The organism is Halioglobus sp. HI00S01, from assembly GCF_001635445.1.
Taxonomy (GTDB): Bacteria; Pseudomonadota; Gammaproteobacteria; order Pseudomonadales; family Halieaceae; genus Halioglobus; species Halioglobus japonicus.
On record NZ_LWEE01000025.1, the window covers coordinates 16,326 to 39,032 of the forward strand.

Consider the following 22,707-nt stretch of genomic DNA (forward strand, 5'->3'; position numbering starts at 1 on the left):
GAAAAACAGCACCCAAGGATCGGCACTATGACGCCTGAAGAAATAAAAGCCTTTGAAGACCAGGTCTACGCCTATGCAGGCAAGCAGGTCTGCACGGCAAGCCCGGCCAAGGACGCCGTTAACGACACCATGATTCGCCATTGGACCGAAGTCATGGGTGACACCAACCCGGCCTATACGAACCCGGAGTGGGCTGCCCAGAGCGCCCGCGGTAAAACTATCGCACCTCCTGCGATGATGTACGTGTGGAACCAGGAGGGCTACACGGTGGCCAGTACCGGCCGCCCGTCCGACGCGCAATCTGATCTGGTTCAGCTGTTTAACGACAATGGCTATACCGGCGTACTGGGCACGAACGTCAAGCAGGAATACTTCGCTGAGGCCAGTCCCGGCGACAAGATCGTTATGGAAATGGTGATAGATACCATTTCAGAGCGAAAGGCCACCGCACGCGGCACCGGTTATTTCTACGAAACTCTCGCCACTTTCAGCAACCAGGATGGTGTCAAGCTCGGCACCCAGCGGTTCCGGGTACTCAAGTTTATCCCTCAGGAGCAGCCTGCCGCAGCCAAGAGCGACAGCGCCCTGGAAGTGCCGACCCGTATCGCCTCGCCCCGTGGCCACGACAACAAGTGGTGGTGGGAGGCCTGCGATGAGGGCCGCGTCATGATCCAGCGCTGTACGAGTTGCCAGACCCTGCGTCACCCTCCCCGCCCCATGTGTGGCGAGTGTCAGTCCACCGAGTGGGATGCCATTGAGTCGACCCTTGATGGCGAAGTGCTTTCTTTCACCTGCCTGCGGCACCCGGCCATTCCCGGTTACCCGAAGGATCCGATCTGTGCCGTCATCAAACTCGATGAGGGCACCCATCTGGTCGCCAACGTCGTGGGCTGCGAATACGACGACGTCAGTATCGGAATGCGTCTCAAGGGCAAAGTTGAACAGGTCGACGAACAGAACATGCTGCCCCAATTCTACCCGGCATAAGGAGCGACGAAACAATGAGTGAGTATCCAACATTGAATTTCGCCGACGTCAGTGTCGGCGACACCCTGCCCGAGCAGGATATCGACATTACCTCTGGCCTGGTGGTGTCCGGCGCCCTCGCGACCCGCGACTACGAGCCGGTGCATCACGACAAATCCGTGGCGCAGGCAGCGGGCCTGCCAGATGTCTTCATGAACATCTTGACCAGCCAGGCCCTCATGACCCGCTTTGCCACCGACTGGAGCGGCCCCGAGGCTGTGGTCAAGTCCCTGGACATCAAACTGGGTGCGCCCAATGTGCCCGGTATGGTGATGAAAGTCACAGGTCAGGTAACGGCAAAGGACGGAGACAGCGGCGTGATTGATATCGCTGTCACCGGCGAAAACAATATCTGGGGCATGCACATGGCGGGCACCGTACAACTGGCATTGCCGCAGGGAGCATAAGACATGGTTGCAAACATCAATGGTAAAGCGGCCATCGTCGGGGTCGGCAACACCGAATTCAGCAAAGACTCCGGTGTATCTGAACTCAACCTTGCAGTGACCGCGATCAAAAACGCCCTCGACGATGCGAGCCTCAAGCCCACGGACATCGACGGCTTCGCGACGTTCACTATGGACAACAACGACGAGGTTGAGGTTGCCCGAGCATTGGGTTGCGGCGATATCAACTTCTGGGGTCGCGCCCACTACGGCGGCGGCGCCGCCACCGGTTCGCTGCAGCAGGCGGTCATGGCAGTTGCGACTGGCATGGCTGAGTGTGTCGCGGTGTTCCGTGCCTTGAACGGCCGCTCCGGTCATCGCTATTCCGAGGGTGTATCCGGTCAAATCCTCACCGCAGATGCGATTCATTGGGGCTGGTATATGCCCTATGGCCTGCTGACACCCGCATCGTGGACCGCCATGATTACCAAGCGCTGGATGCACCGCACCGGTGTCACCAAAGATGCTTTGTTCGAGGTCGCCAAAACAACCCGCGATTACGCGGTGAACAATCCCAATGCGTTTTTCCATGGCAAACCGCTGACCCGCGAAGATTATGACAACGCCCGCATGATTGCCGATCCGCTGCAGTTGTTTGACTGCTGCCAGGAGAGCGATGGTGCCTCTGCCGTGATTGTCACTACACCAGAGCGTGCTCGCGACCTCAAGCAACCCGCGGTCGTCGTCAAAGGCGTTGCGGCAGCGTTCGGCGCTGACCAGGAGCAGATGACGTCGTTCTATCGCGAAGAATTCTCCAACGTCGAAGAGCACCGTATCGCGGCTCGCAAGTGCTATGAAATGAGCGACCTGACCGCAGATGACGTCGATGCGGCGGTGTTTTACGACGCCTTCACACCCAACGTACTACTGCAGATGGAAGCGTGGCAATTCTGTGAGTTTGGCGGTGCCGGTGACTTTGTCCTCGGCGGCGCCATGCGGCCGGACGGCCGTTTGCCCACCAACACCCACGGTGGTCAACTCTCCGAAGCCTATATCCACGGTGTTAACGGCATCGTTGAGGCCACGCGACTGGCCCGCGGCCAATCGGTCAACCAGCCCAACAAGGACGTGAACCATGTGCTGGTCACTTCCGGCGTGGGCGTTCCCACCGGTGGCGCCATCCTCGGCAAACTGGACTGAAACCTTAGCAGACAACGCAACCTGAACACGGCGCAGTGAGAACCGCGCCGTTTTTCTTTGTGGGCCGGGGGCTGAAATCTCGGCTCCACCAACGTACGATGCCCGCAGCGCTCAAAATGCCGCCACTGATCTGAATCGCGCTGCACCTGCGTAATTAACTTTATGCGCGCCCCGATTCTGTCCCATATATTTGTTGCCCTGCTCTTGCTGAGCCCAGGGGCTCTACTAGCTGTGGATGTGGGTCAACGCCCTCCTTCGCTACAGCTACCCTCCCTGACTGACACTCAGCAACTCGTATCCCTTGATGATTTCTCCGGCAAGGTTATTTACCTGGATTTCTGGGCATCCTGGTGCGGCCCCTGCCGTGTTTCCCTGCCTGCGCTCAACCGCATCTACGCCGAACTGCAGAGCCAGGGGCTGATTGTTGTCGCCGTGAACGTTGATGCCGAAACAGAGGATGCGCAGGCATTTCTCGCGCGCTACCCGGTGGACTATGAAGTCCTGCTCGATCCAGAGGGAAACAGCCCGGCCGACTTTGAGATCCTCGGAATGCCCACCGCGTTCTACATTGACCGCAACGGCGTTGTGCGCGGCGTGCACACCGGGTTTCGCAAGAACGACGAACAAAAGGTACGCGCCACGCTAATGGAGTTACTCAACGAATGAAACGGCTGCTGCTGATGCTGCTCCTGCCTCTCCCCATGGGCTGCGCCACCAGTGAGGTGCAACCCTGGCAGCGGGGTTATCTCGCCAAACCTGAGATGCAGCTCAATGCCGACCCGCGCGAGTCAGCGCTCCAGGCGCAGATCCACTACAGCAAGGAAGCGTCCAGTGGCGGCGCCGGGGCAGCCGGTGGTGGCTGTGGCTGCAACTAGGACTGCGGCGCATGCGTGACACTGACAACCCCAGACTACTGGCACTCACGTCCAGTGCCCTGCTACTCCCCGCTTATACACCCGTCGCAAATGCCGACGCGCCGCCAGAGGTGGCGGAAGCCGTCATTCGCTATAGCAAATATCAGGAAGATGATCTGTCCAGGAACAAGGTGATCCTTGGCAGCAATGAGCGCTATGACATCGACATCTATCAGGCCCATCTCCTGACCCCGATTGCCGATGACTGGTCATTTGCCCTGGATGTACAGCGCGAACACATGAGCGGCGCCTCGCCCTGGTTTGTGGGCGAAACCGCGGATGGCGGCGCAGCGGTATTCATGAGCGGCGCCAGCATTTCCGATACCCGCACCTACGTAGGCACCACCACGCGCTACTACATGCCGCGGGGCAACGCGGGTCTTCAGCTGGGCTACTCCGATGAGGACGATTATCGCTCCAAATCCATTGGCCTGGACGGCGCCTGGAACAGCAGCGACAACTCACGCACCTGGAGCGGCGCTGTGTCGTACGCAGACGACGACATCTCCCCTACCCAGGGCACCATCCCCACCAATGTTGAAGATGAGCAAAAGGATACCGCTTCAGCCTGGTTTGGCATGACCCAGATTCTTAGCCAGACGGCACTGGTTCGTCTCGGCCTAAGCTATTCCGTATCCAATGGCTACCTGAGCGACCCCTACAAGCTGCTTGACCAGCGCCCCGACCGTCGCAGCAGAACCACCGCCAGCGCGTCCTGGCGAAAATTCCTGATTGCACCCGACGCTGCACTGCATATCGACTATCGCTACTACAGCGACAACTGGGATATCGATTCACATACGCTGCGCGGTGAATGGCATCAGACCCTGGGACGATTCTCAGTCGTGCCCTATGTTCGCTACTACAGCCAAAGTGAGGCCGATTTTTTCAGCGTAATCGCAGATCCCGCTCAGCGTTATTTCAGCGACGACTACCGACTGTCATCGTTCGGCGCAGTGACCCTCGGTGCGAGACTGGTCGCCAGTATGAACAACTGGCGCGTCACCGTCGCCGGCGAACGCTATCGCTCTGACAGTAGCTGGAGCCTCTATGGTGGCGAGGAAGCACCTGCGCTGGTGGATTTCTGGCGTGCGACACTGGCTCTGGACTACCGTTTCGAGTAACCACTCCGGGCGTATAATGCCAATATGCCTTTTCGCACCGAACATCGTTTCAAGGCCATGGGCGGCCCCTGCACTGTCTTCATGGACAGCCATACGCCCCTGCAAACATCAGTCCTACTCGGGCTGGAGGCGGAAATCGGGCGCCTGGAACAGAAGTATTCCCGCTACCGAACCGACAGCCTGTTGTCTACCATCAACGCCGCGGCGGGCCAACCCGCGCCCATCGCCATTGACCCTGAAACCGCAGGGCTATGCGCTTATCTCGACGAACTCTACCAACAGAGCCAGGGCCGGTTCGATGCCACGTCAGGGATTTTGCGTCGCGCCTGGGACTTTCGCAGTGGCACGGTACCGGCGGCCGGCGCTATTGAAGCACTACTGCCGCTGATCGACTGGCCCTCAGTGGAATGGGATGACCATGGCATACGGCTACCGCGGCCAGGCATGGAGTTGGACCTGGGTGGACTGGTCAAGGAATATGCCGTGGATTGCGGCATTCGCTATCTCGCCGAACAAGGGGTTCAGCATGCGCTACTGGATATGGCCGGCGATCTGGCCGCGCTCGGCCCGCAGGGTGATGGTCTGCCATGGTCCGTAGCGATTACCCATCCTCGCTCCCCTGGATCGTCCTGTGCGACCCTGCCGATGACCAATCTGCGCCTGGCGAGCAGCGGTGACTATGAACGCTGCATGATCATTGACGGTGTTCGCTACAGCCACCACCTGAATCCAACCACCGGTTTGCCGGTGCGGGGCCTGATCGCCGCATCAGTACAGGGAGAGCAGTGTATGGTTGCAGGCAGTGTTGCTACCGTGGCCATGCTCGCACCTGACAGGGAGTCGGCACTTACATGGCTGCGGGAGAGTGGCCTTCCATGGTGCGCTGTGGACAGCGAACTGCAGGTTCACGGCCCATTAGGCACCCCTGACGCTAGAGCAAGCGCAGGTAAGTGAACAAGTTCTCGAGGTCCTCGCTACCGGCTCGCAGCTGCACCCCTCCGCGATGACCGCTCTGGCCCTGGGCATTGCTGGTGACAAACGCCGTCACTTCCCGCACCGCCGCCAGACGTACAAACACCTGGTGATTCTGCTCGACATAATTTGGATTGTTGTTGCGCGCAAACACCAGCGCGGTATTGCGGGCAACGCCACCATCCACATGACAGTTCACACAGCGGGCCTGAATGATCTGGTCTGCAATCTTTTCCTCGAAGAACGCGAGGGCATCCAGCTCATCCTCGCCTATTACCTGGAACGCAGCTCTGCTGACATTTCCCGAGCCAGCTGTAATAACACCCTGCAGCTGTTCCACACTGGCATAATCCAACTGGTATTTATCGACGTCGAACAGCACAGTCCAGTTGAGGACATCCGCGTAGTCGACCGTGCCATCGTCCGTAGTGTCCGTAATGATAGTGCGGGCGAGCTCATCCAGACGGGCCAGCAGCTGGGGGTTGTTGAGCTGAGGGATTTCCTCGCGAACGACCTGGTAAAGGGCTTCAGTCAAGACTGACACCTTGCCGCCGCCCTCTTTGAGATCGCTACCACGCATGATGGCATGCCACTCCCCTGCCACTGGCGTCCCGTTAGCATCCACCTGGCCGTCGGTATTGGCGTCTACATCGACGCCGCCGCTGACAGTGACGAGATAGAAACGGGTATCGACCAGGGAGCCGGCATCGATAAAAAAGTTGCCCAGATTGATCAGCCGCTGCAAATCGTCGAAGCCATTCCAGCGACCCTGGCCGACCCTGCTGATGATCGACGCCTGATCTTCGCTGACGACCGGATCGAGCACCTGCGCCCGTGACCGCAGCTCGGTAATGGTGATTGTGCTTCCGCCGACTGGGCCCGCGATCTCCACCTGAAAACAACCCGCCAGCAGCACTACTAGCGCCGCCGTGAGCAAGCGACTGGCAAACCTGACCATGATCACCCCTTTAAAAAAGTACTTATACGATGTTTACGCCAGTTCGCCTCAATCAGATTACGCCCACTGCGGGCAGATCAAACCGCTGCAGTCACGCCCTTACTGTGGCGCGATCGTCGGTCAATGCGCGGTAAATCCGATGATTAGCAGCGCTGCAATAGCCACCAGAGAAAATGCAAATACCGCTGAGCGCGGCAGCTTCAGATTGGCGTAGTAGCAGACGGCATACAGAACCCGCGCGCCGACAAACCCCCAGGCCGCATACGCCGTTGCAGTCGGCGAGGCACCCGAGGCCACACAAAACCCGACCGCAACAATGAAGATCGCCATACTCACGTTGGTATTGGCGGCGGAGCGACTGGCGCGAAATAACAGGTCGTCGTGATCGGCCGGCGCGAGTGCTCCGGGAACATGTCCGCGACGCATTCCGATAATATCCGCCAGCAGTAGCTGACAGAGCATCACAGCACCCAATACGCCCAGGGCGTGAATCGTCGAAACATAGGCTGCAATGATTTCCATAAATTCAGACTCCATCAAAAACCAATTGGGGAACGGGATTCGCCGCAACAATCACCGAGCGCCAGCCTAGCGGCCCTTACGCTGCTGTCGCTGGACATACCAGTTCACCAGTTTATCAACCAGTCCCGGCGGACCGCCCGCTGCGTCGCCCGAGCTAAGGTCGAGTTCACCCCCTCCGGCACGATACTGCTCGCTGAACATCTCCAGGACCTTTTTGCGCACCATGCCCCGCAGCGGCACATGCGCCAACATACCGTAAGTGGCAGCCCCGCCCTCCCTGGCCAGCGCTGGATTGGCGCGCACCACGCCAACTGAAGCCTTGAGATCGGCAATATACTGGTCGACGACCTTCAAATGCTGAGCGGTGACCATGGCATGCAAGCCCTCGGGAAACTGATTGCGGTTCACCTGCCAGCCGCGCGCGTCCATCTGGTCGCCCACGGCATAGATACTCAACGTTGGATCTGTAGAGCGAAACGAAAACAGCGGTCCAATGGGATTCCCCATGACCTCCAGTTCAGGAATGCTGTTCACGCCTGCCTTCAGGGCATCGACCGCGCCCACCGTTTCCCGGGCAAGTTGACGATAACCCTCCTTGCCAAAGTACTGCAGTACGCTCCAGGCCGCTGAGTAGCCCCCACCCGGACGAGTACCTAACAAGGCCGGTGAAGCAAACACGCCCCCAGCCCAGTTTTCATAGACGAACATCTGATAACGCAGATAATCGAGATTGCGATAGGTAATCGTCGACGCGCCCTTGGCGGCATAGCCGTACTTGTGAATATCCGCCGAGATCGACGTTACGCCGGGTACACGATAGTCCCAGGGCGGTACAGCACCGCCATTGTCTTCGATAAATGGCAGAATAAACCCGCCCACACAGGCATCGACGTGTAACGGGATGTTCTTTTTCTCCGCGATAGCGCCCATCTCCTGAATGGGGTCGATGGTGCCGTGGGGATATTCCGGGGCGCTGCCAAGAATCATCACGGTATTGCGGTTGATCAGGCGCTTGAGCTTCTTTAAATCCGGTGTAAAGTCAGCGGTCAGTGGTACCAGGCGAATCTTAACACCGAAATACTCCGAGGCTTTGAACCAGGCCACGTGCGCCGTTTCCGGAAGAATCATTTCCGGTTTCTTTACGCCGCGCATATCCCTGGCCATGTCGCGGTAGGTTTTTACCGCCATGAGACAGCTCTCGGTACCGCCGGAGGTGACCACACCACACACATCCTCAGTGCCGTTGAGAATTTCCGCCGTTGCAGCAATCACTTCGGATTCGATTTTCTTCAGGCTTTTAAACGCACCCGGGTTGAGCCCGTTTTCGCTGGCGTAGCTGTGATAGGCATCCTTAATGAAGCCGGAGTGCTCTTCGTCAAGGTAGTACACCAGGCTCCACACCCTGCCCTCCTTGAATCGGGGGTCCTGCGCCTTGAAGGCATCGAGCTCTGCGAGCACTTCCGGGCCGGCGCGGCCCTTCTCCGGCATAGGTTTATGCATGTTATTCACTCCTGCTCAAAATCTAGATTCCCGACAACACCAGCGCCAGGGAGATACCAAGGTAGTTACCCAGGGCATAACCGACAATGCCCGTCATCATGCCGGACATAAGCAGGCCGGGGTTACCCAGCGCCCGCGCAATCAACGGCACAAACGGGGGGCTGCACACAGCCGCCACCGAGGTCACCATAAAGGTGTCCGCATCGACACCCACGAATCGGCACAACACCGCATGTACGACCACGCTACCGAGTACAGCACCCAGCACAAACAGGCCAATCATGGGATCTGCGCCAGCCAGCGTCTCCAGCGTCGTCGTTGCAGCGATCGAAAAACAGAATACATAAATCAGATACATACCGATGCGATACGCGTGGGTAAGCTTTTGCCGCAGCGCTGTAAAGGACAGTGCGACGCCGGCGGTGGTGAGTAATACGATAAGTAGCGGCGTCATGGGGAGCGCGGTGAATGTCGCGGCCAGCCAGCTCGCCAGTGCGTATACGGCGCCAGCTCCCGACGCCGCCACCGCAAGTGCAACGGGCACCTGCCATATCGTCTGTCGCTGTAACAACAGGCTGAAGTCTTCCTCGAGCCGGCTATCAACGGTACCTTCAGCCTGCATTTGCGCGCGCCCCGGCAGCAGGCGCCGAAACAAGGGAACACCGACGGTTAGCATCAGCAACAAATAGGCTGCGCCGATGACAGTGTCCACGCTGTGAAATAGCAGATAATCGGAATCGGCGATATCCAGCCCGGCCTTGATGGCGGCGAGATTCGGTGTGCCACCGGTGTAGACCCCTACCGACATAGCTGCCAGGTGCGAATGCCTGGCACTGACGCCATCAGCGAACAGGAAGTACAGCGAAGTAGCCACCGCCACTACCGCCGAAGTGGCCAGAAACATGGAGAGCATGGCCTTCCCCGCCAGCGAGCGCCAGCTGCGTAAATCCAGCGCCATTAACAGCAGCGGCAGCGCGAGGCCTATAGACAGCCATCCGACGGTGGAAGCCGCCTCAACCTGATTTTGGTCGAACAGATTAAGCGTGCTGACCAACAGGCCAGCCAGATAGCATATAACCACCACGCCCAGGCGCGCAGCCCAGGCCTGATGACGTACCAGCCAGATAACCGCCGCAGGGGAGGCAAACAGCAACCCGAATGTAAGAAGGGGCATTATAGTTTTAGTCGCGGAATACTTGCCCCAGAGTCTAACCGCTTTGAGGGGGTTGCGGGAGGTTTACATGTAGAAGATCACCAGCTCATAAATGACCGCAGGCCGCTCGTCCTGCCCCACCACGTGAATATGCTGTTCCATCACCATCTTGGTGCCTTTGGGAGTAGCACTGATCTCCTTAATGCGAGAGCGACTGCGGATGGAACTACCTACGGGCACCGCGCCAGTGAAACGCAACTTATCGGAGCCGTAATTGAGCATGTTGTTAAAGCCAACGACTTCATAGGTGGGCTCCGAGCGCATTTTCGGCATGAGCACCAGGGTCAGAAAACCGTGAGCGATGGTGCAGCCAAAGGGGCTGTCCGTCTTGGCCTTCTCAGGGTCGGTGTGAATCCAGTAGTCATCGCCGGTTAACTCAGCGAACTGGTTAACCATATCCTGGCTGACTTCAACCGGCTGGCTCCAGTTGCCAAACTCTTCAGATACCAGCTCCTGCAGGGCTTCTACGTCATCGTGTTTATACTGTTTCATAGCCTTTTACTCCTTGCGGCATGGAAAGTTATCAACGGCTGCCTATGGTACTCGCAGCTCGTCACACATCGGGCCTAAACCTCTATACCGCAAGCATTTTTTGAATTTCACCTGCTTGCGACAATGCGCGTTCTGGCGGCAGAATAGGTCCATCTAAATGACGCAATCTGTCATTGTTCCCACACGGCCTTACAGTAGACTGTGTGGCCCAAGATTCTCCCCCGAATAAGGACTTAACATGCGCGAAGCAGTCATCGTAGAGGCAGTGCGAACCCCCATTGGCCGCGGCAAACCCGTGGTTGGCGATCTCAGCGGATTCCACGCGGTGGAACTACTGGGGCTGTCACTGGCCGAAATCATGAAACGCAGCGGCCTCGAATACAGCGATGTCGACTACCTCGCCGGTGGCTGCGTCACCCAGGCCGGTGAACAATCCAGCAACATTACTCGCAACGCTTGGCTCAACCTCGGCAATGACTACACCGCCGGTGGCACCACCCTGGACAACCAGTGTGGCTCGGCCCAGACCGCCAACCACATGATCTCCTCGATGATTGGCTCCGGCACCATCGATATCGGTATCGCCTGTGGTGTTGAATCCATGAGCCGCGTCGGCCTGGGCATGAACGTCATGAACGGTCCGGGTTACTTTGTCCCCAAAAACTGGCCCTGGGATTCCACCCCGGATCAGTTCTCCAGCGCGCAGCGTATCGCCGACAACCGCGGCATTACCCGCGAAATGGCCGACCAACTCGGCTACAACTCCCAGCTGCGCGCCAAGCGCGCCTGGGACGAGGGTCGCTTTGACCGTGAGACCTTTGCCGTAGAGGCGCCAATTATGGGCGAAGACGGCCAGCTCACCGGTGCAACCAAAACCGTCATCAAAGACCAGGGCCTGCGCGATACAACGCTCGAAGGCCTGGGCCAACTGCGCCAGGTCATGGACGGCAACATTCACACCGCCGGCAACTCGTCCCAGATTTCCGACGGATCCGCGGCGGTACTGTGGATGACCGCAGAAGAGGCCAAGGCCCGCGGCCTCAAGCCCCGGGCGCGCATCATCTCCGACTGTGTTGTGGGGACAGACCCCTATTACCTGCTCGATGGCCCCGTGGACGCCACCGCGCGCCTCCTCAAGCGCAGCGGCATGACCATGGACGATATCGACCTGGTTGAAATCAACGAGGCCTTCGCCGCAGTCGTTCTGTCATGGGCGAGCGTATACAACGCTGACCTCGACAAAGTTAACGTCAATGGAGGCGCGATTGCTCTGGGGCACCCTGTTGGTTCAACCGGCGCCCGTCTCATCACCACAGCGCTGCATGAACTCGAGCGAGCGGACAAAACCACCGCTCTCATTTCTATGTGCTGCGGCTCCTCCGTGGGCACCGGCACCATCATCGAACGAATCTAAGGAGTATTCACATGGGAGACCTGACCGGAAAGGTAGCTGTCATTACCGGCGCAGGCCGCGGCCTGGGACGCGAAGAAGCGATCCAGCTGGCCCGCCAGGGCGCACGGGTTGTCATCAACGACATTGGCCTACCTGACGCCAAGGAAGCCGCTGAGGCTGCGGTGGAGGAAATCAAGGGATTCGGCGGCGAAGCCATTGCGGTCTACGGCGACTGCGCCGACTCGGCCGATGCTGAGAACCTGATGAAAACCACCCTGGACAGCTTCGGTGACCTCAACATCATGGTGAACAACGCTGGCTTCTGCCGCGACAAGACAATCTTCGGTATGTCCGACGATGAGTTCGACTCCGTCGTACGCGTTCATCTGCGCGGCCATTTCGTGAACATGCGCAACGCCACCGCCTACTGGCGCAACAAAGCCAAAGCCGGTGAGGAAGTGTATGGCCGCCTGGTCAGCACGTCTTCTGAGGCGGCATTCTACGGCTCTGCCGGCCAGCCCAACTACGCCGCCGCCAAGGCGGGTATCGTGGCAATGACCATGGGCGCAGCGCAGCTACTGGGCAAATACGGCATTACCGCCAACGTCATCATGCCACGCGCTCTGACCGACATGACCGCCGGCGGCCAAACCGCTGAAATGTTCGCGGCCCCCGAAGACGGTAGCTTCCATATGTTTGATCCCGCCAACGTCGCCCCGCTGGTGGGTTACCTGGCATCGCCCGAGGCAGGCAAGATCTCTGGTGAGGTGATGGTGGTATGGGGCAATGAAGTCCAGATCGCCCAGCGCCCCACCCTGCGCGAAACGTTCGTGAACCCCAAAGGCGCTGCCAAGTGGGATGTGGAAGGCCTGCACGACACACTGGCCGAGCACTACAACGACGACTACATGTCAGTTTGGGGTGGCTTCTCCGTTCCGCCGGTATAAGCGGACAATCTGCTGAAAAGAGAGCCTCGGGGTGAGACCTTACCCCGGGGCTTTTTTGTGCCTAGTCGCCAGCGAGCGCGACTGCAAGGCGTGCCTTCATCGGCTTAACCCACTCCTCCTTCAGCTGCAGGGAGAGCAAACCGGCACTTTCCAACTCATCGCACAAGCGCATCTGGTGGGCCAGATCAAACATATCGAATTGCCGGCAAATACGCGCCTGATTATTCAAGGTAATAAATGATACGCCGGGCGTCTGGTAGTAGCCGCCCTCAGGGCGCTGGCCTGGGCCGCGGTTCCACCAGTGAGTCACCAAGCGATTGTCGCCGCCTACATAAACGTCCTCATAGGGAAACGTCCAGCCTTCCCAGCCAACCTGCATATCGCGGCCATAGTGCGTAGCCTTGATCTCGTCTATACCGTTGGCGACAACTTCCATCACACCGGCATATTCACAGGTGTAGATGCAGTCTTCGGCATACAGTTCATCGACGAAAAACAACCAGTCCTGAGTACGCGAAGCCTCCTGGTGCGCTGCAACCAGCTTTGCCGCCGTTGCACGCATTACTTTCTCTGTCGGGTAAACCATATCAGGCCGCCAGGTCAGGTATCACTTTTGCAAATTCATCGATCATGGGCAGCGCCGCCTCGGGCTGGTCCCACAGTTCCATATTCACACCAATAGTAGCCCGCTGAATGCCCATGTCACGGTATTCCTTGAGCTTATCCATATTGCTGGTGTCCATGATCTGAATATTGATTTCGACCTCATCAGGGTTGCGGCCTGCCTCCCGGACCTGCTCCTTGAAGGCAGCAATACTGGCGGCAACATCACCTAATGCGACATCCACGGGATACCAGCCATCGGCCCAGGCTGCCGCGTGCTTCACGCCCACAGGCCCCATCGCGCCCAGGAAAATCTTCGGCCCGCCGACCTGCAGAGGCTTGGGATCACTCCATACGGGATCGAATTTCACAAAAGTGCCTTTGTACCCGGCTTGTTCCTCCGTCCACAGTGCCCGAGTGGCTTCGACGGTTTCGCGTAACAGCGTATAGCGCTTCTTGAACGGATGCGGGCTGGCGTTCTCGAACTCTTCCTGATTCCAGCCCACGCCCGTGCCAATCATTACCCGTCCACCCGAAAGACGATCGAGCGTGGCAATCGTCTTGGCCTGGGCGAAAATGTCCCGCTCCATAAGCAGCGCAATTCCAGTGCCCAATTTCAGGGTTGTCGTCGCGTTGGCTGCCGTCATCAAAGAGAGATAGGGATCCATCATCTGTCGATAAGGATCGGGCATTTCACCGCCGGGGGGATACGGCGTGGCACGCGAACAGGGAATATGGCTGTGTTCGCCATACCAGAGCGACTCAAAGCCGCGATCTTCCAGGGCCCTGGCCAGTTCCGCCGGGTGCGGATCATTGGGGGTATTCATTGAACTGAACGCGAGATGCATCCTTGTCACTCCTTACTCTTGTTATTTGTGAGCCCGATAAGGGAATTCGACCACTGCCGTGGCGGTAACGTGGTCGCCAATACGGTTAACGCCGCGGATGCTCAGTTCCACCCGGCCCGCCGCGCTATCCACGGCACTGACCTCACCCTGCAAATGCATGGTATCACCCGGGAAGTTAGGCGCACCCAGGCGTATTGCAATTTTTTGCACGCGCGCATTTTGCCCGGCCCAATCGGTGATATACCGGCCCACAAGGCCATTGGTAGTCAGAATGTTCATGAAGATATCCGGTGAGCCCAACGCCTGTGCAGCGTCTTTGTCGTGGTGGACGTTCTGGTAGTCTCGAGAGGCAATAGCACCGCCGACAATCAGCTTAGGAGTAATTTCAATGGCCAGTTCCGGAAGAGTGTGACCGACGGTCATTTCCGCGAGAGATTCACTGCTCATCACGGCTCTCCGGTGCCTGGTGTGGGCGGTACTTGAACACCCTGAAACGCATGGTCGCCACCACCTCATCGCGCTGATTGAAGTACGTACACAGTTGCGTCACGAAAAACCCGACGCCCAGGGCCGTGGTCTTTTCTTCGGAGATCGACTCAATCGTGGAGCGATGATAAACCTCATCACCCTCCTCCAGATAACGCTCGTATTCCTGTTCGCAATTCACCGCAACGATGGCGGGAAAGCCAGCCGCTTCCAACTCCGGCAACACAGCCATGGGGTTGGCATCGGTTGAGCCAGGGGCCGCCTTTCCTTGATAACCTGCCATCGTCCAGGCCTGCAGCATGGCCGGGGGCGCGACCACACCTGCAAACCCCTGGGCGCGAGCGGCCTCGGCATCGGTATAAATTGAGTTGCTGTCACCCATGACCTCACACCAGTGTCGAATCATCGGCGCGTTGACAGCGTCCCAACTATTATAAGGTCCACAGTCACCACCGAGAAAAGAGGTGGTATCCAACACGGCTTTCATAATTCAGCGCTCCTGGGCTTACTCGGCTGCAATGCGGGCGGCATTATCTTTATTAGCCATGGCCGGCATTGCGAGAGGTCACAAGACAGAAACTATAGCCACGAGACAGGTGAAATGGGAACCGTACAACGCGGTTTTCACCCGGTTGTACAAGCAGTCGTACCGCGAACAACACCCAGGTTGACCGCAGAGAACAATGTTTTTGACGCCATCGGTGCTGGCGCGGTGGCTACCCAGGTCTTATCTTTGTGTACATCTCTCCTGAGCGGCAGATTATGAGCGAAGACACTCTCGACCGAGCATCGTCAATGGGCAAACGCCTGGGCCCCTATCACAGCTTTAATCCTGTTTCGCGGGTGCAAATCTGGCAATGGTGCAGCGCCATGGGTGACAGCAATCCGCTTTACCTTGACCAGGAATATCACGCCAGCCACCGCATTGAAAACGCTATTGCCCCACCTACCATGATGCAGATGTGGACCATGCGCGACGTCAATATGCGCTACGCACCCGGTTCCACACAGGCGGCGCCCTACCGGATATTTGACGACCTGACGAAGGCGGGCTACCCGGCCAATGTCGCCGTCAGCTATGACCTGGAGTTTTTACGCTACCTGCAAGAAGGCGACCGCGCTCACCACTACACCACCATTGTCGATATCTCGCCACTGAAGGAAACCACTCTGGGCAAGGGCTATTTTGTCACCGAGCAGGTTGAATACCTGGACACTGACGACCAGCCCTTTGCCATCGCCAGAATCACCTATTTTCAGTATCAACCCCGGGCCGAACAGGCCAGTGGCACAGCGGCAGCTTCCAGCGAGCCAGACCAACCGGCAGCCTCCTCCCACACCTGGCAAACCGACTATCGTGATATCACTACCGCAGCGGTATCAGAAGGCCAGACGTTGCCTGAATTGGCTATTCCCATTACCCACAAGCTGATAGTCAGCGGCGCTGTTGCCAGCCAGGACTTTATCGATGTCCATCACAATCTCGGCGCTGCTCAAGACGCCGCTATGCCCGACATCTTCATGAATATTCTCACCACCTGTGGCCTATCCGGCCGTTACCTGAGCGACTGGGCCGGGCCCGGCGGCCGCTTGCAGACGCTGCGCTTCAAGCTAATGGCACCCAACACGCCAGGGGACACCATGGTGTTTCAAGGCCGTGTCAGCAGTATCGAGGCCGACCATGTCTGTGTCGATTTCGGGGGCCGCAACAGCCGTGGATATCACGTGACCGGCAGCGCCACCGTGCGTCTCGCCGACCAATAACAAGGAGTTAGTACATGAGTAACCGCTTCCAGGACAAAGTGGCCATCGTTACCGGCGGCAGCATGGGTATTGGCAGAGCGACCGCCCTGCAACTGGCTCGCGAGGGCGCACAGGTCATTGCCTGTGCGCGCCGCCGGCCGCGCCTCGATAGTCTCGCGGATGAAATCGCAGCCTTAGGCGGAAAATTCCGCGGCGTTGATCTGGACATTGGTGACATCGATGCTTTCGCCGCGCTTATCCAGAATACGGCGGATGAGTTCGGACGCCTGGATATTCTGGTGAACAATGCACCAACGGTCATCGGTGGCACGATAGTCGACCAGGACATCGATGCCTGGCGCGCCAACTTCGGGGTCTGCGTGGAGAGTGTCTTCATTGGCGTACAGGCCGCCCTTAAAATCATGCAGCCCCAGGGCAGCGGCGCCATCATCAACATCTCCTCTGTCAGCAGCCTGCGCGCTGGTATCGCCGCCGGTGCGTACTCCGCCGCTAAAGCTGCGGTCAACCAGTTCAGCATGTGTGCCGCCATGGAAGCAGCACCCTATGGTGTGCGCGTGAATGTCGTTGCGCCCGGCGCGGTGGAAACACCGGGGCTTGACGCTTCCGTGTACAAGAACGATGCAATGAAGGCCCTTATGGCCTCGTCCATTCCCATCCAGCGCCTGGGCACACCAGAAGACCTGGCCCAGTCCATTTGCTTCCTGGCCTCCGACGAAGCGACATTCATCACCGGAGTGGTGCTACCGGTTGACGGCGGCAAGACGCCACAACTGCACGTACCGGACTGGGAGCTAACACTGGATAATCGCAGTGCCAAATAAGTTCCCCGCCCTGCTCGCTCCCGGCAAGATCGGGGGCATGGCACTGCGCAATCGCACGGCGCTGGCCTATGAACCCAACGGTCGGCTCATCCAGTATCTGCAACAGGAAATGCGTCGTTTGCCGATCGCGCTTGAGAAGGGCAAGCAGGCATCAGCAGTGACTATCGCACAGTACCGGGCAGACCATGTCATTGTTGCGACCGGGGCTCTGCGTCGGGCGCTTGATATCATGGGCAAGGAACAGCGACACGTCTTCGATGGTGATCAGCTGCGAGGCATCTTACTCGGCACCGACACCCGCGCCGCCGCTAAACTGTCGCCCCTGGCACGCATGGCGGTCAGCATCGCGCGGTTCTCGCAGGCCTTACGTTCGATCAAATTGCTGCGTTTCGCATCGCGCATCTGGATGCCCATCGCCGATGAAGTTGTAATTATTGGCGGCGGTCTGGTAGGTCTGGAGCTGGCTGAATTTCTGGTCGAACGGGGCCGCAAGATCACCGTCATTGAGCCCGGCACTGCCCTGGGCGCGGAACTGGCCATTGTGCGCCGAGCCCGGGTATTGCAAGAGTTGCGCGAGCACGGGGTCAGAATCCTGAATCGCGCCGCCGTCAAAGAGATGCGCAGCGACGCAGTGGTCTATGCACATAAAGGCGAATTGCAGGTTGTCCCCGCAAAACAGGTGATTATCGCTATGGGCGCTGAGGGAGATGCGAGCATGACTGACCAGCTTGTCGATTTGCCCGCGATCATCCACCGTGTGGGTGATTGCCGCTACGTCGGTTACATCGATAGTGCTATTGCCGACGCCCGCCGGATCAGCCAGTTAATTTAGTCGCTGACCACCTCATTTTTGTAGACAACGCCATCCTTCATGACGAACGCCACCCGCTCAAGGGTGGTGATGTCGTCCCGAGGGTCTTCCTGTACAGCGACAATATCGGCGAGGTAGCCTGCGGCTAGCTTACCGAGCTCATCATCAGTACGGGTGAGTTTGGCACCATGCCAGGTAGCGCTGCGAATCGCTTCCAGGGGCTTCATTCCCCCTTGCACCATCAGGGCAAACTCTTTGCCGTTCTCGCCATGTGCCGACACACCCGTGTCTGTACCGAACGCAATGGGCACACCGTACTCGTACGCCCGGTTAAAGGTGTCCATCATCAGCGGGCCAATTGTGGCGGCTTTAGTGCGCACCATCTCCGGAAAAAAACCCTGGGTCTGGGCCTTGTCTTCGACCCACTTACCCGCCAGCAACGTGGGCACCATGTACGTGCCCTGATTTTTCATCAGCTTCATGATTTTTTCGTCCATGTAGGTGCCGTGTTCAATCGAATCGACACCGGCCACCACCGCACGGTACATACCCTCGGTACCATGCGCGTGGGCCGCCACGGGCATGCCGTAGTCGCGCGCTGTTGCAATAACGCCCTCGAGTTCGTCGGCCATAAACTGCGGATTCTGACCGGACTTGGCGGCGGACAGCACGCCACCGGTGGCGGTGATCTTAATCATATCGGCGCCATTCTTATAACGCTGTCGAACCGCATGACGTGCTTCATAGGGGCCATTAATCACACCGCCCACCGGGCCGAGGTCAAACATCAGCTCGCGCTTGCGACCATTGGTACCATCGGCATGGCCGCCTGTGGTGGCGATGGAACGGCCGGATGCTATGACCCGAGGGCCTGGCACCAGACCTGTATTAATGGCGTTGCGCACAGCAATGGATGAGCCGTGGCTCTGGTCGGCAAGTTCCCGCACCTGGGTAAAGCCTGCCATCAGGGTTTTCTCGGCGTTAATCGTCGCGCGTATTCCATAATCGACGGCGTTGAGTTTGAAGTCTTCAAGGTACACATGCGCGGAAAATTGATGCGCCAGATGCACATGCATGTCCATCAGGCCGGGCATACAGGTTGCGCTCTTGAGATCGACGATATCGTCGTCCAGTGCCGGCGCCTGATATCCACTCTCAACCGCCACAATGCGATTGCCGTCGAGCCGGATCGTCTGGCGCTCGAGCATTTTGAGTGGCTCTACCTGGACCAACTGCCCGCAATAAACCACGGTCTCGGCCTGCACCGCGCCGGCACCAGTGAGCGCCATCGCTGCTACAACGCCCAACATCCGTTTCATGATTTCGCTCCTTAAACTGCAAATTATTAGTATTGACTTACTGCGTCACCGGCGCCATTACACCCAGTTGCAGTTGCAGGGACTCATTCTGCCCTTGATCCGGTACCAGACGCCAGCCTCCCGACGGTATGATACCGGCCTTCTCCAGGCTGGCCAGCGCAGCTGTCAACTGCGCCTCAACCCCTGCCTCCGGGGACACCGCAAATGACACAAAATCAAAGGCTTTAGTCGACACGACCCGATAGCGTCCTCTCGTCTGGGCATTGCCCCGCAATGGAATGCCTATACCTCTGATATTCTGCAGGTTGAGAAACTGGGGCGCACCGTCCGCGGTGCCACTGGCTTTGACCAGGCTGACACTCTGGCGCACCGCGAGCGTGCGCATCTGCGGCAGCAATTGTTCCAGTGGTTCGTCATAGGCCGCAAAGAAATAGCGGGTAGCTGCAGCGCGCTGCACTTCCAGCACCGGAACGGTGTCGACGTCCGCAGATTCAAGCTCGCTTTCAGGCTGGGTAGGCGCTGGCTGCTGCGGCATTGATTCGATCAGAGCCAACTGCTTACCCTCACTACCGAAACAGGGCCCGCGCACGCGTCGCAACTCATCCTCATTGGGTGGCACCGCATCCATAAACCTCAACCACTGCGCCGCTTGCTGATGAGCGCCGCCGACCAGTGTAGCGTTGATCAGCACCTGCCGTGCCGGCGCATCCCGGCCCTGCTTGAGCAGACTGACACCCAGCAGCAGGTTGGCCCGACTGACAAAGCGATCTTCAAGGCGACGCTGACAGGCTAACAGCACCGTTTGCTCCACGTCCGGCCAGGCCTCATCTTCCAATTGCAGCTGCGCAAGGTAGAGGTATAGTTCGGTGTCGCCCGTCTCCCGCGCGGCCGCTACCAGGGCCTGCTGCGCCCGTCCGCGCTCTCGCGCCTGGAACCATAATTCAAAGGCCTTGCGCAAATGCGCGCCGCTGTGGGGTAATGTACCGGCGGCCATAAGCTGCTCCAGCAGGGACGCAGCGCCATAGGGATTGCCGTTAACCGCCAACAGGTCAACCAGCAGCACATACTGGGATGGATCGAAGTCCACCCCTTGCTCCATCGCCAGCATCAGCTGGTCCAAGGCAGCCTGGCGCTTGCTCTGCTGTAGATAGACAGAGACCAGCTGATGCCAGTAATCCGCCTCCTGCGGCGCAGCCACAAGTAGCTCCCTGAGCAGGGTTTCACATTGCGGATAGGCGCCAGCGCGGTAGTACAATGCCAATGCCTGGCGTTTCTGCTCTTCATCCAGCGTGAGTCCTGCGGCTTGCACACCATCCAGTGCAACCACCACAGCCACATAGTCACCCAACCGGTAGCGCGCTTGCGCCAGCAGCAGAAAATCCGCGGTAGCTGGCACGAGTTCCATAGCCAACACCTCATCCAGCAGGCTGGCAGCAGCCGCGAATTCCTCCGCCTGGAGATAGACCTGGGCGAGCTCACGGCGCATTTCCCGATTGGCCACCGCAGACAGGCCATCGCTGCGCAGCGCCTCGCGATACCACGCTATTGCCGCCGGGTAGTCGCCTTCGTTCACGTAGTGACGGGCCAGGTGTCGCGTTGCGCTGGAACGCGCGTAGGGATCGCGAATGCTGTCTATGCTCTGCTCCAGCTCCTGCAGCGACATCTCGCTGCCCTTGCCAATGTCACCCAGCGGGTCGAGCAATACCCGGCTGCGATACTGGCCGGTGTCCTGGGCCAATGCCACGGCCACGAACTGGCTCAGCAGCAGAGCGAGCAAAAGCGGTTTAGTCAACATTGGGGAGATTCTGCGGATAGTCTTTCCAGTGCACCTCTACCCGCTGGGTGAGCACCAGATTACTGCGCTGTTTACCTTTGAATGAAAGGGTGTACCGCCAGTCTTCGACAGCGGCAATCACTTTCTCCTCGAAGACGCCGCGGGGTCTTGCATCGAGGATGCGCACATTGCGGGTTGCGCCCTCGGGTGTGACGGTAAATGCCACCAGCACCCAGCCACTGATCTTATTTTCCCAGGCAACCTCAGGCACGTTGGGTTTGCGCGTGTTGTACGGCACCACCTCCACAAAGCCCCGGGCATCCTGGCCACCGCTGCCAAAACTGGCCGCCCCCTGAGCCGCGGGGGCGGCCCAGGTATCGCCGACTGCATTGATAGCAAGATCGCCCACAGCCAGATCCAGCACCGGCATCTGCAATTCTTGGGTCACTTCTGCCACCGCAGGCGCCGCTACCTGTAGCGGCTCCAGTTCAGGCTCCACGGGCGCGTCTTCAGGGCTGTCTTCGGGCTCGGTATCATCCTCGGGCTCAGGCAGGTCACGCAGTATGGTCACTTCCTCGTACACCGCGAGTTCTATGTTCTCGCGCTGGCTGCCCTCGATCAGGCTCTGGATAAAGACAAACACCGCCAGCGTAATCGCCAGCGCTCCCAGGGCCGCAGGCAATACTCTCGCGGAAGCGATCACGCTCACTGGCTGCCCTTGTCGGCGGCAATGGCTATACCCTGCACACCGGCCAGGCGCACCTGGTCCATGACTTCGACCAGCATCCGCGTCGAAGAGGCCTCATCCGCCTGGATAATCACCGACCCTTCTGGATTATCCGCGTGCAAGCGCGCCACAATGGCGCGAACACTGCGAAGATCTACCGGTCGCCTGTCGACCCAGACTTCACCACTGGCCGTAATGGCGATGAAAATATTCGCGCTCTCTTGGGCGGACGCGGTTTCTGCCTGCGGCGAATTGACCGTCACACCCGACTCCTTGACGAACGACGTGGTGACGATAAAAAAGATCAACATGATAAACACGATGTCCAGCATCGGTGTCATGTCGAGTTCGGCTTCATCCTCGCTGGGGATATGACGACGGGCACTCATGCCGCCACCTCCAGTACCAGGCGCCCCTGGAGTTTACTGGCCGCTCGATCGGCGAGCTGCCTGAGGCGCACTGTAAAATAAATCCCTGTCAGTGCAACGACCAGACCCGCCATGGTAGGGATCGTCGCCCGATAAATGCCGCTGGCCATGGCCTGCGCATCATCGTTACCGCTGACCGCAATCACTTCAAACACGCCAACCATACCCACTACCGTGCCCAGCAAGCCCAGCAAGGGGCACAGGACCACCAGCACTTTGATCAACGGTATAACCGCATGCAGCGCCATACTGTTCTCTGATACCAGCGCCTCACGGATGCGCCGGGCGCGCCACGAATCCCGATCGATGCGAGCCTGCCAGGCACTGACCACCTTCTCCGCACGGCGCGGCCAGACAAAGCGCAGAAAAATGGCCCGCTCAAGAATTAGAAACCACAACAGCAGGCAGGTCGCAAATAACAGCCACAGCACTTCGCCCCCCTGGGCCATAAAATCGGTGATCTGGTAGACCTGATTCAT

26 protein-coding genes are annotated in these 22,707 nt (G+C 58.7%); 12 read left to right on the top strand and 14 right to left on the bottom strand.

Going from position 1 to position 22,707, the window contains the following annotated elements:
- Positions 1–27 precede the first annotated feature (27 nt).
- The 7 genes from A3709_RS05025 (at position 28) to A3709_RS05055 (ending at position 5,604) form a co-directional block, all read left to right on the top strand.
- Complete coding sequence (locus tag A3709_RS05025; protein ID WP_066051022.1) at positions 28–987, top strand: bifunctional MaoC family dehydratase N-terminal/OB-fold nucleic acid binding domain-containing protein; 960 nt, start codon at positions 28–30, stop codon at positions 985–987.
- 14 nt (positions 988–1,001) lie between these two features.
- A complete protein-coding gene (locus tag A3709_RS05030; RefSeq protein ID WP_066051025.1) occupies positions 1,002–1,433 on the top strand; it encodes a MaoC/PaaZ C-terminal domain-containing protein in 432 nt (143 codons plus the stop codon).
- Positions 1,434–1,436: 3 nt separating this feature from the next.
- Positions 1,437–2,612, top strand: coding sequence for a lipid-transfer protein (locus A3709_RS05035; RefSeq protein WP_066051027.1), 1,176 nt, complete (start codon positions 1,437–1,439; stop codon positions 2,610–2,612).
- Between the two features lie 237 nt (positions 2,613–2,849).
- Positions 2,850–3,278, top strand: a complete 429-nt coding sequence (locus tag A3709_RS05040; RefSeq protein ID WP_197484073.1) for a TlpA disulfide reductase family protein — start codon at positions 2,850–2,852, stop codon at positions 3,276–3,278.
- Positions 3,275–3,487 (top strand): DUF4266 domain-containing protein, encoded by a 213-nt coding sequence (locus A3709_RS05045; protein WP_066051030.1) that lies wholly within the window; start codon positions 3,275–3,277, stop codon positions 3,485–3,487. Before A3709_RS05040 ends, A3709_RS05045 begins: the two co-directional genes overlap by 4 nt.
- A gap of 11 nt (positions 3,488–3,498) precedes the next feature.
- Complete coding sequence (locus A3709_RS05050) at positions 3,499–4,650, top strand: DUF3570 domain-containing protein (protein ID WP_066051033.1); 1,152 nt, start codon at positions 3,499–3,501, stop codon at positions 4,648–4,650.
- Positions 4,651–4,674: 24 nt separating this feature from the next.
- Entirely contained in the window at positions 4,675–5,604 is a 930-nt protein-coding gene (locus A3709_RS05055) for an FAD:protein FMN transferase (RefSeq protein WP_066051036.1), read from the top strand.
- Here A3709_RS05055 and A3709_RS05060 read toward each other — a convergent pair.
- The 5 genes from A3709_RS05060 to A3709_RS05080 all read right to left on the bottom strand — a co-directional run bounded on the left by A3709_RS05060 (position 5,582) and on the right by A3709_RS05080 (position 10,307).
- Positions 5,582–6,580, bottom strand: a complete 999-nt coding sequence (locus A3709_RS05060) for a hypothetical protein (RefSeq protein ID WP_066051039.1) — start codon at positions 6,578–6,580, stop codon at positions 5,582–5,584. The two genes, A3709_RS05055 and A3709_RS05060, sit on opposite strands and share 23 nt — an antisense overlap.
- A 120-nt stretch (positions 6,581–6,700) precedes the next feature.
- On the bottom strand, positions 6,701–7,102 hold the full coding sequence (locus tag A3709_RS05065; protein WP_066051865.1) for an MAPEG family protein: 402 nt from the start codon (positions 7,100–7,102) through the stop codon (positions 6,701–6,703).
- A gap of 66 nt (positions 7,103–7,168) precedes the next feature.
- On the bottom strand, positions 7,169–8,602 hold the full coding sequence (locus A3709_RS05070; RefSeq protein WP_066051042.1) for an aspartate aminotransferase family protein: 1,434 nt from the start codon (positions 8,600–8,602) through the stop codon (positions 7,169–7,171).
- Positions 8,603–8,624: 22 nt separating this feature from the next.
- Positions 8,625–9,776: a DUF819 family protein gene (locus tag A3709_RS05075; RefSeq protein WP_066051046.1), complete on the bottom strand. Its 1,152-nt coding sequence runs from the start codon at positions 9,774–9,776 to the stop codon at positions 8,625–8,627.
- 63 nt (positions 9,777–9,839) lie between these two features.
- Entirely contained in the window at positions 9,840–10,307 is a 468-nt protein-coding gene (locus A3709_RS05080) for a MaoC family dehydratase (RefSeq protein ID WP_066051049.1), read from the bottom strand.
- Positions 10,308–10,545: 238 nt separating this feature from the next.
- On the opposite strand from A3709_RS05080, the gene A3709_RS05085 reads away from it, so the two are divergent.
- Both A3709_RS05085 and A3709_RS05090 read left to right on the top strand, forming a co-directional pair.
- A complete protein-coding gene (locus A3709_RS05085) occupies positions 10,546–11,721 on the top strand; it encodes a steroid 3-ketoacyl-CoA thiolase (RefSeq protein ID WP_066051052.1) in 1,176 nt (391 codons plus the stop codon).
- Positions 11,722–11,732: 11 nt separating this feature from the next.
- Positions 11,733–12,647 carry an SDR family NAD(P)-dependent oxidoreductase gene (locus A3709_RS05090; RefSeq protein WP_066051055.1) on the top strand — a complete coding sequence of 305 codons (915 nt, stop codon included), beginning with the start codon at positions 11,733–11,735 and terminating at the stop codon, positions 12,645–12,647.
- A gap of 61 nt (positions 12,648–12,708) precedes the next feature.
- Here A3709_RS05090 and A3709_RS05095 read toward each other — a convergent pair whose 3' ends face one another.
- The 4 genes from A3709_RS05095 to A3709_RS05110 are packed head-to-tail and all read right to left on the bottom strand — an operon-like array spanning position 12,709 to position 15,071.
- Entirely contained in the window at positions 12,709–13,233 is a 525-nt protein-coding gene (locus tag A3709_RS05095) for a nuclear transport factor 2 family protein (protein ID WP_066051057.1), read from the bottom strand.
- A gap of 1 nt (position 13,234) precedes the next feature.
- Positions 13,235–14,098, bottom strand: a complete 864-nt coding sequence (locus A3709_RS05100; protein ID WP_066051059.1) for an LLM class F420-dependent oxidoreductase — start codon at positions 14,096–14,098, stop codon at positions 13,235–13,237.
- A gap of 21 nt (positions 14,099–14,119) precedes the next feature.
- A complete protein-coding gene (locus A3709_RS05105) occupies positions 14,120–14,545 on the bottom strand; it encodes a MaoC family dehydratase (protein WP_066051062.1) in 426 nt (141 codons plus the stop codon).
- Positions 14,535–15,071 (bottom strand): MaoC family dehydratase N-terminal domain-containing protein, encoded by a 537-nt coding sequence (locus tag A3709_RS05110; protein WP_066051065.1) that lies wholly within the window; start codon positions 15,069–15,071, stop codon positions 14,535–14,537. Before A3709_RS05110 ends, A3709_RS05105 begins: the two co-directional genes overlap by 11 nt.
- Before the next feature lie 275 nt (positions 15,072–15,346).
- Between A3709_RS05110 and A3709_RS22475 the strand changes: the two genes are divergently transcribed.
- Genes A3709_RS22475 through A3709_RS05125 form a run of 3 tightly spaced genes read left to right on the top strand, consistent with a single transcriptional unit; the run spans position 15,347 to position 18,001 of the window.
- Positions 15,347–16,348 (top strand): MaoC family dehydratase N-terminal domain-containing protein, encoded by a 1,002-nt coding sequence (locus tag A3709_RS22475; RefSeq protein WP_082849906.1) that lies wholly within the window; start codon positions 15,347–15,349, stop codon positions 16,346–16,348.
- 14 nt (positions 16,349–16,362) lie between these two features.
- Entirely contained in the window at positions 16,363–17,169 is an 807-nt protein-coding gene (locus tag A3709_RS05120) for an SDR family NAD(P)-dependent oxidoreductase (RefSeq protein WP_066051070.1), read from the top strand.
- A complete protein-coding gene (locus tag A3709_RS05125; protein WP_066051074.1) occupies positions 17,159–18,001 on the top strand; it encodes an FAD-dependent oxidoreductase in 843 nt (280 codons plus the stop codon). The genes A3709_RS05120 and A3709_RS05125 overlap by 11 nt, the downstream gene beginning before the upstream one ends.
- Here the strand turns inward: A3709_RS05125 and A3709_RS05130 are convergent.
- From A3709_RS05130 to A3709_RS05150, 5 genes are read right to left on the bottom strand one after another with little or no spacing between them, the layout of a single operon-like run.
- Positions 17,998–19,299, bottom strand: coding sequence for an amidohydrolase family protein (locus A3709_RS05130; protein ID WP_066051077.1), 1,302 nt, complete (start codon positions 19,297–19,299; stop codon positions 17,998–18,000). The two genes, A3709_RS05125 and A3709_RS05130, sit on opposite strands and share 4 nt — an antisense overlap.
- Positions 19,300–19,336: 37 nt before the next feature.
- Complete coding sequence (locus A3709_RS05135) at positions 19,337–21,094, bottom strand: lipopolysaccharide assembly protein LapB (protein WP_066051084.1); 1,758 nt, start codon at positions 21,092–21,094, stop codon at positions 19,337–19,339.
- Positions 21,084–21,782: a TonB family protein gene (locus A3709_RS05140; RefSeq protein WP_066051087.1), complete on the bottom strand. Its 699-nt coding sequence runs from the start codon at positions 21,780–21,782 to the stop codon at positions 21,084–21,086. The genes A3709_RS05135 and A3709_RS05140 overlap by 11 nt, the downstream gene beginning before the upstream one ends.
- Complete coding sequence (locus tag A3709_RS05145; protein ID WP_066051090.1) at positions 21,779–22,189, bottom strand: biopolymer transporter ExbD; 411 nt, start codon at positions 22,187–22,189, stop codon at positions 21,779–21,781. Before A3709_RS05145 ends, A3709_RS05140 begins: the two co-directional genes overlap by 4 nt.
- Positions 22,186–22,707, bottom strand: coding sequence for a MotA/TolQ/ExbB proton channel family protein (locus tag A3709_RS05150; protein WP_066051093.1), 522 nt, complete (start codon positions 22,705–22,707; stop codon positions 22,186–22,188). Before A3709_RS05150 ends, A3709_RS05145 begins: the two co-directional genes overlap by 4 nt.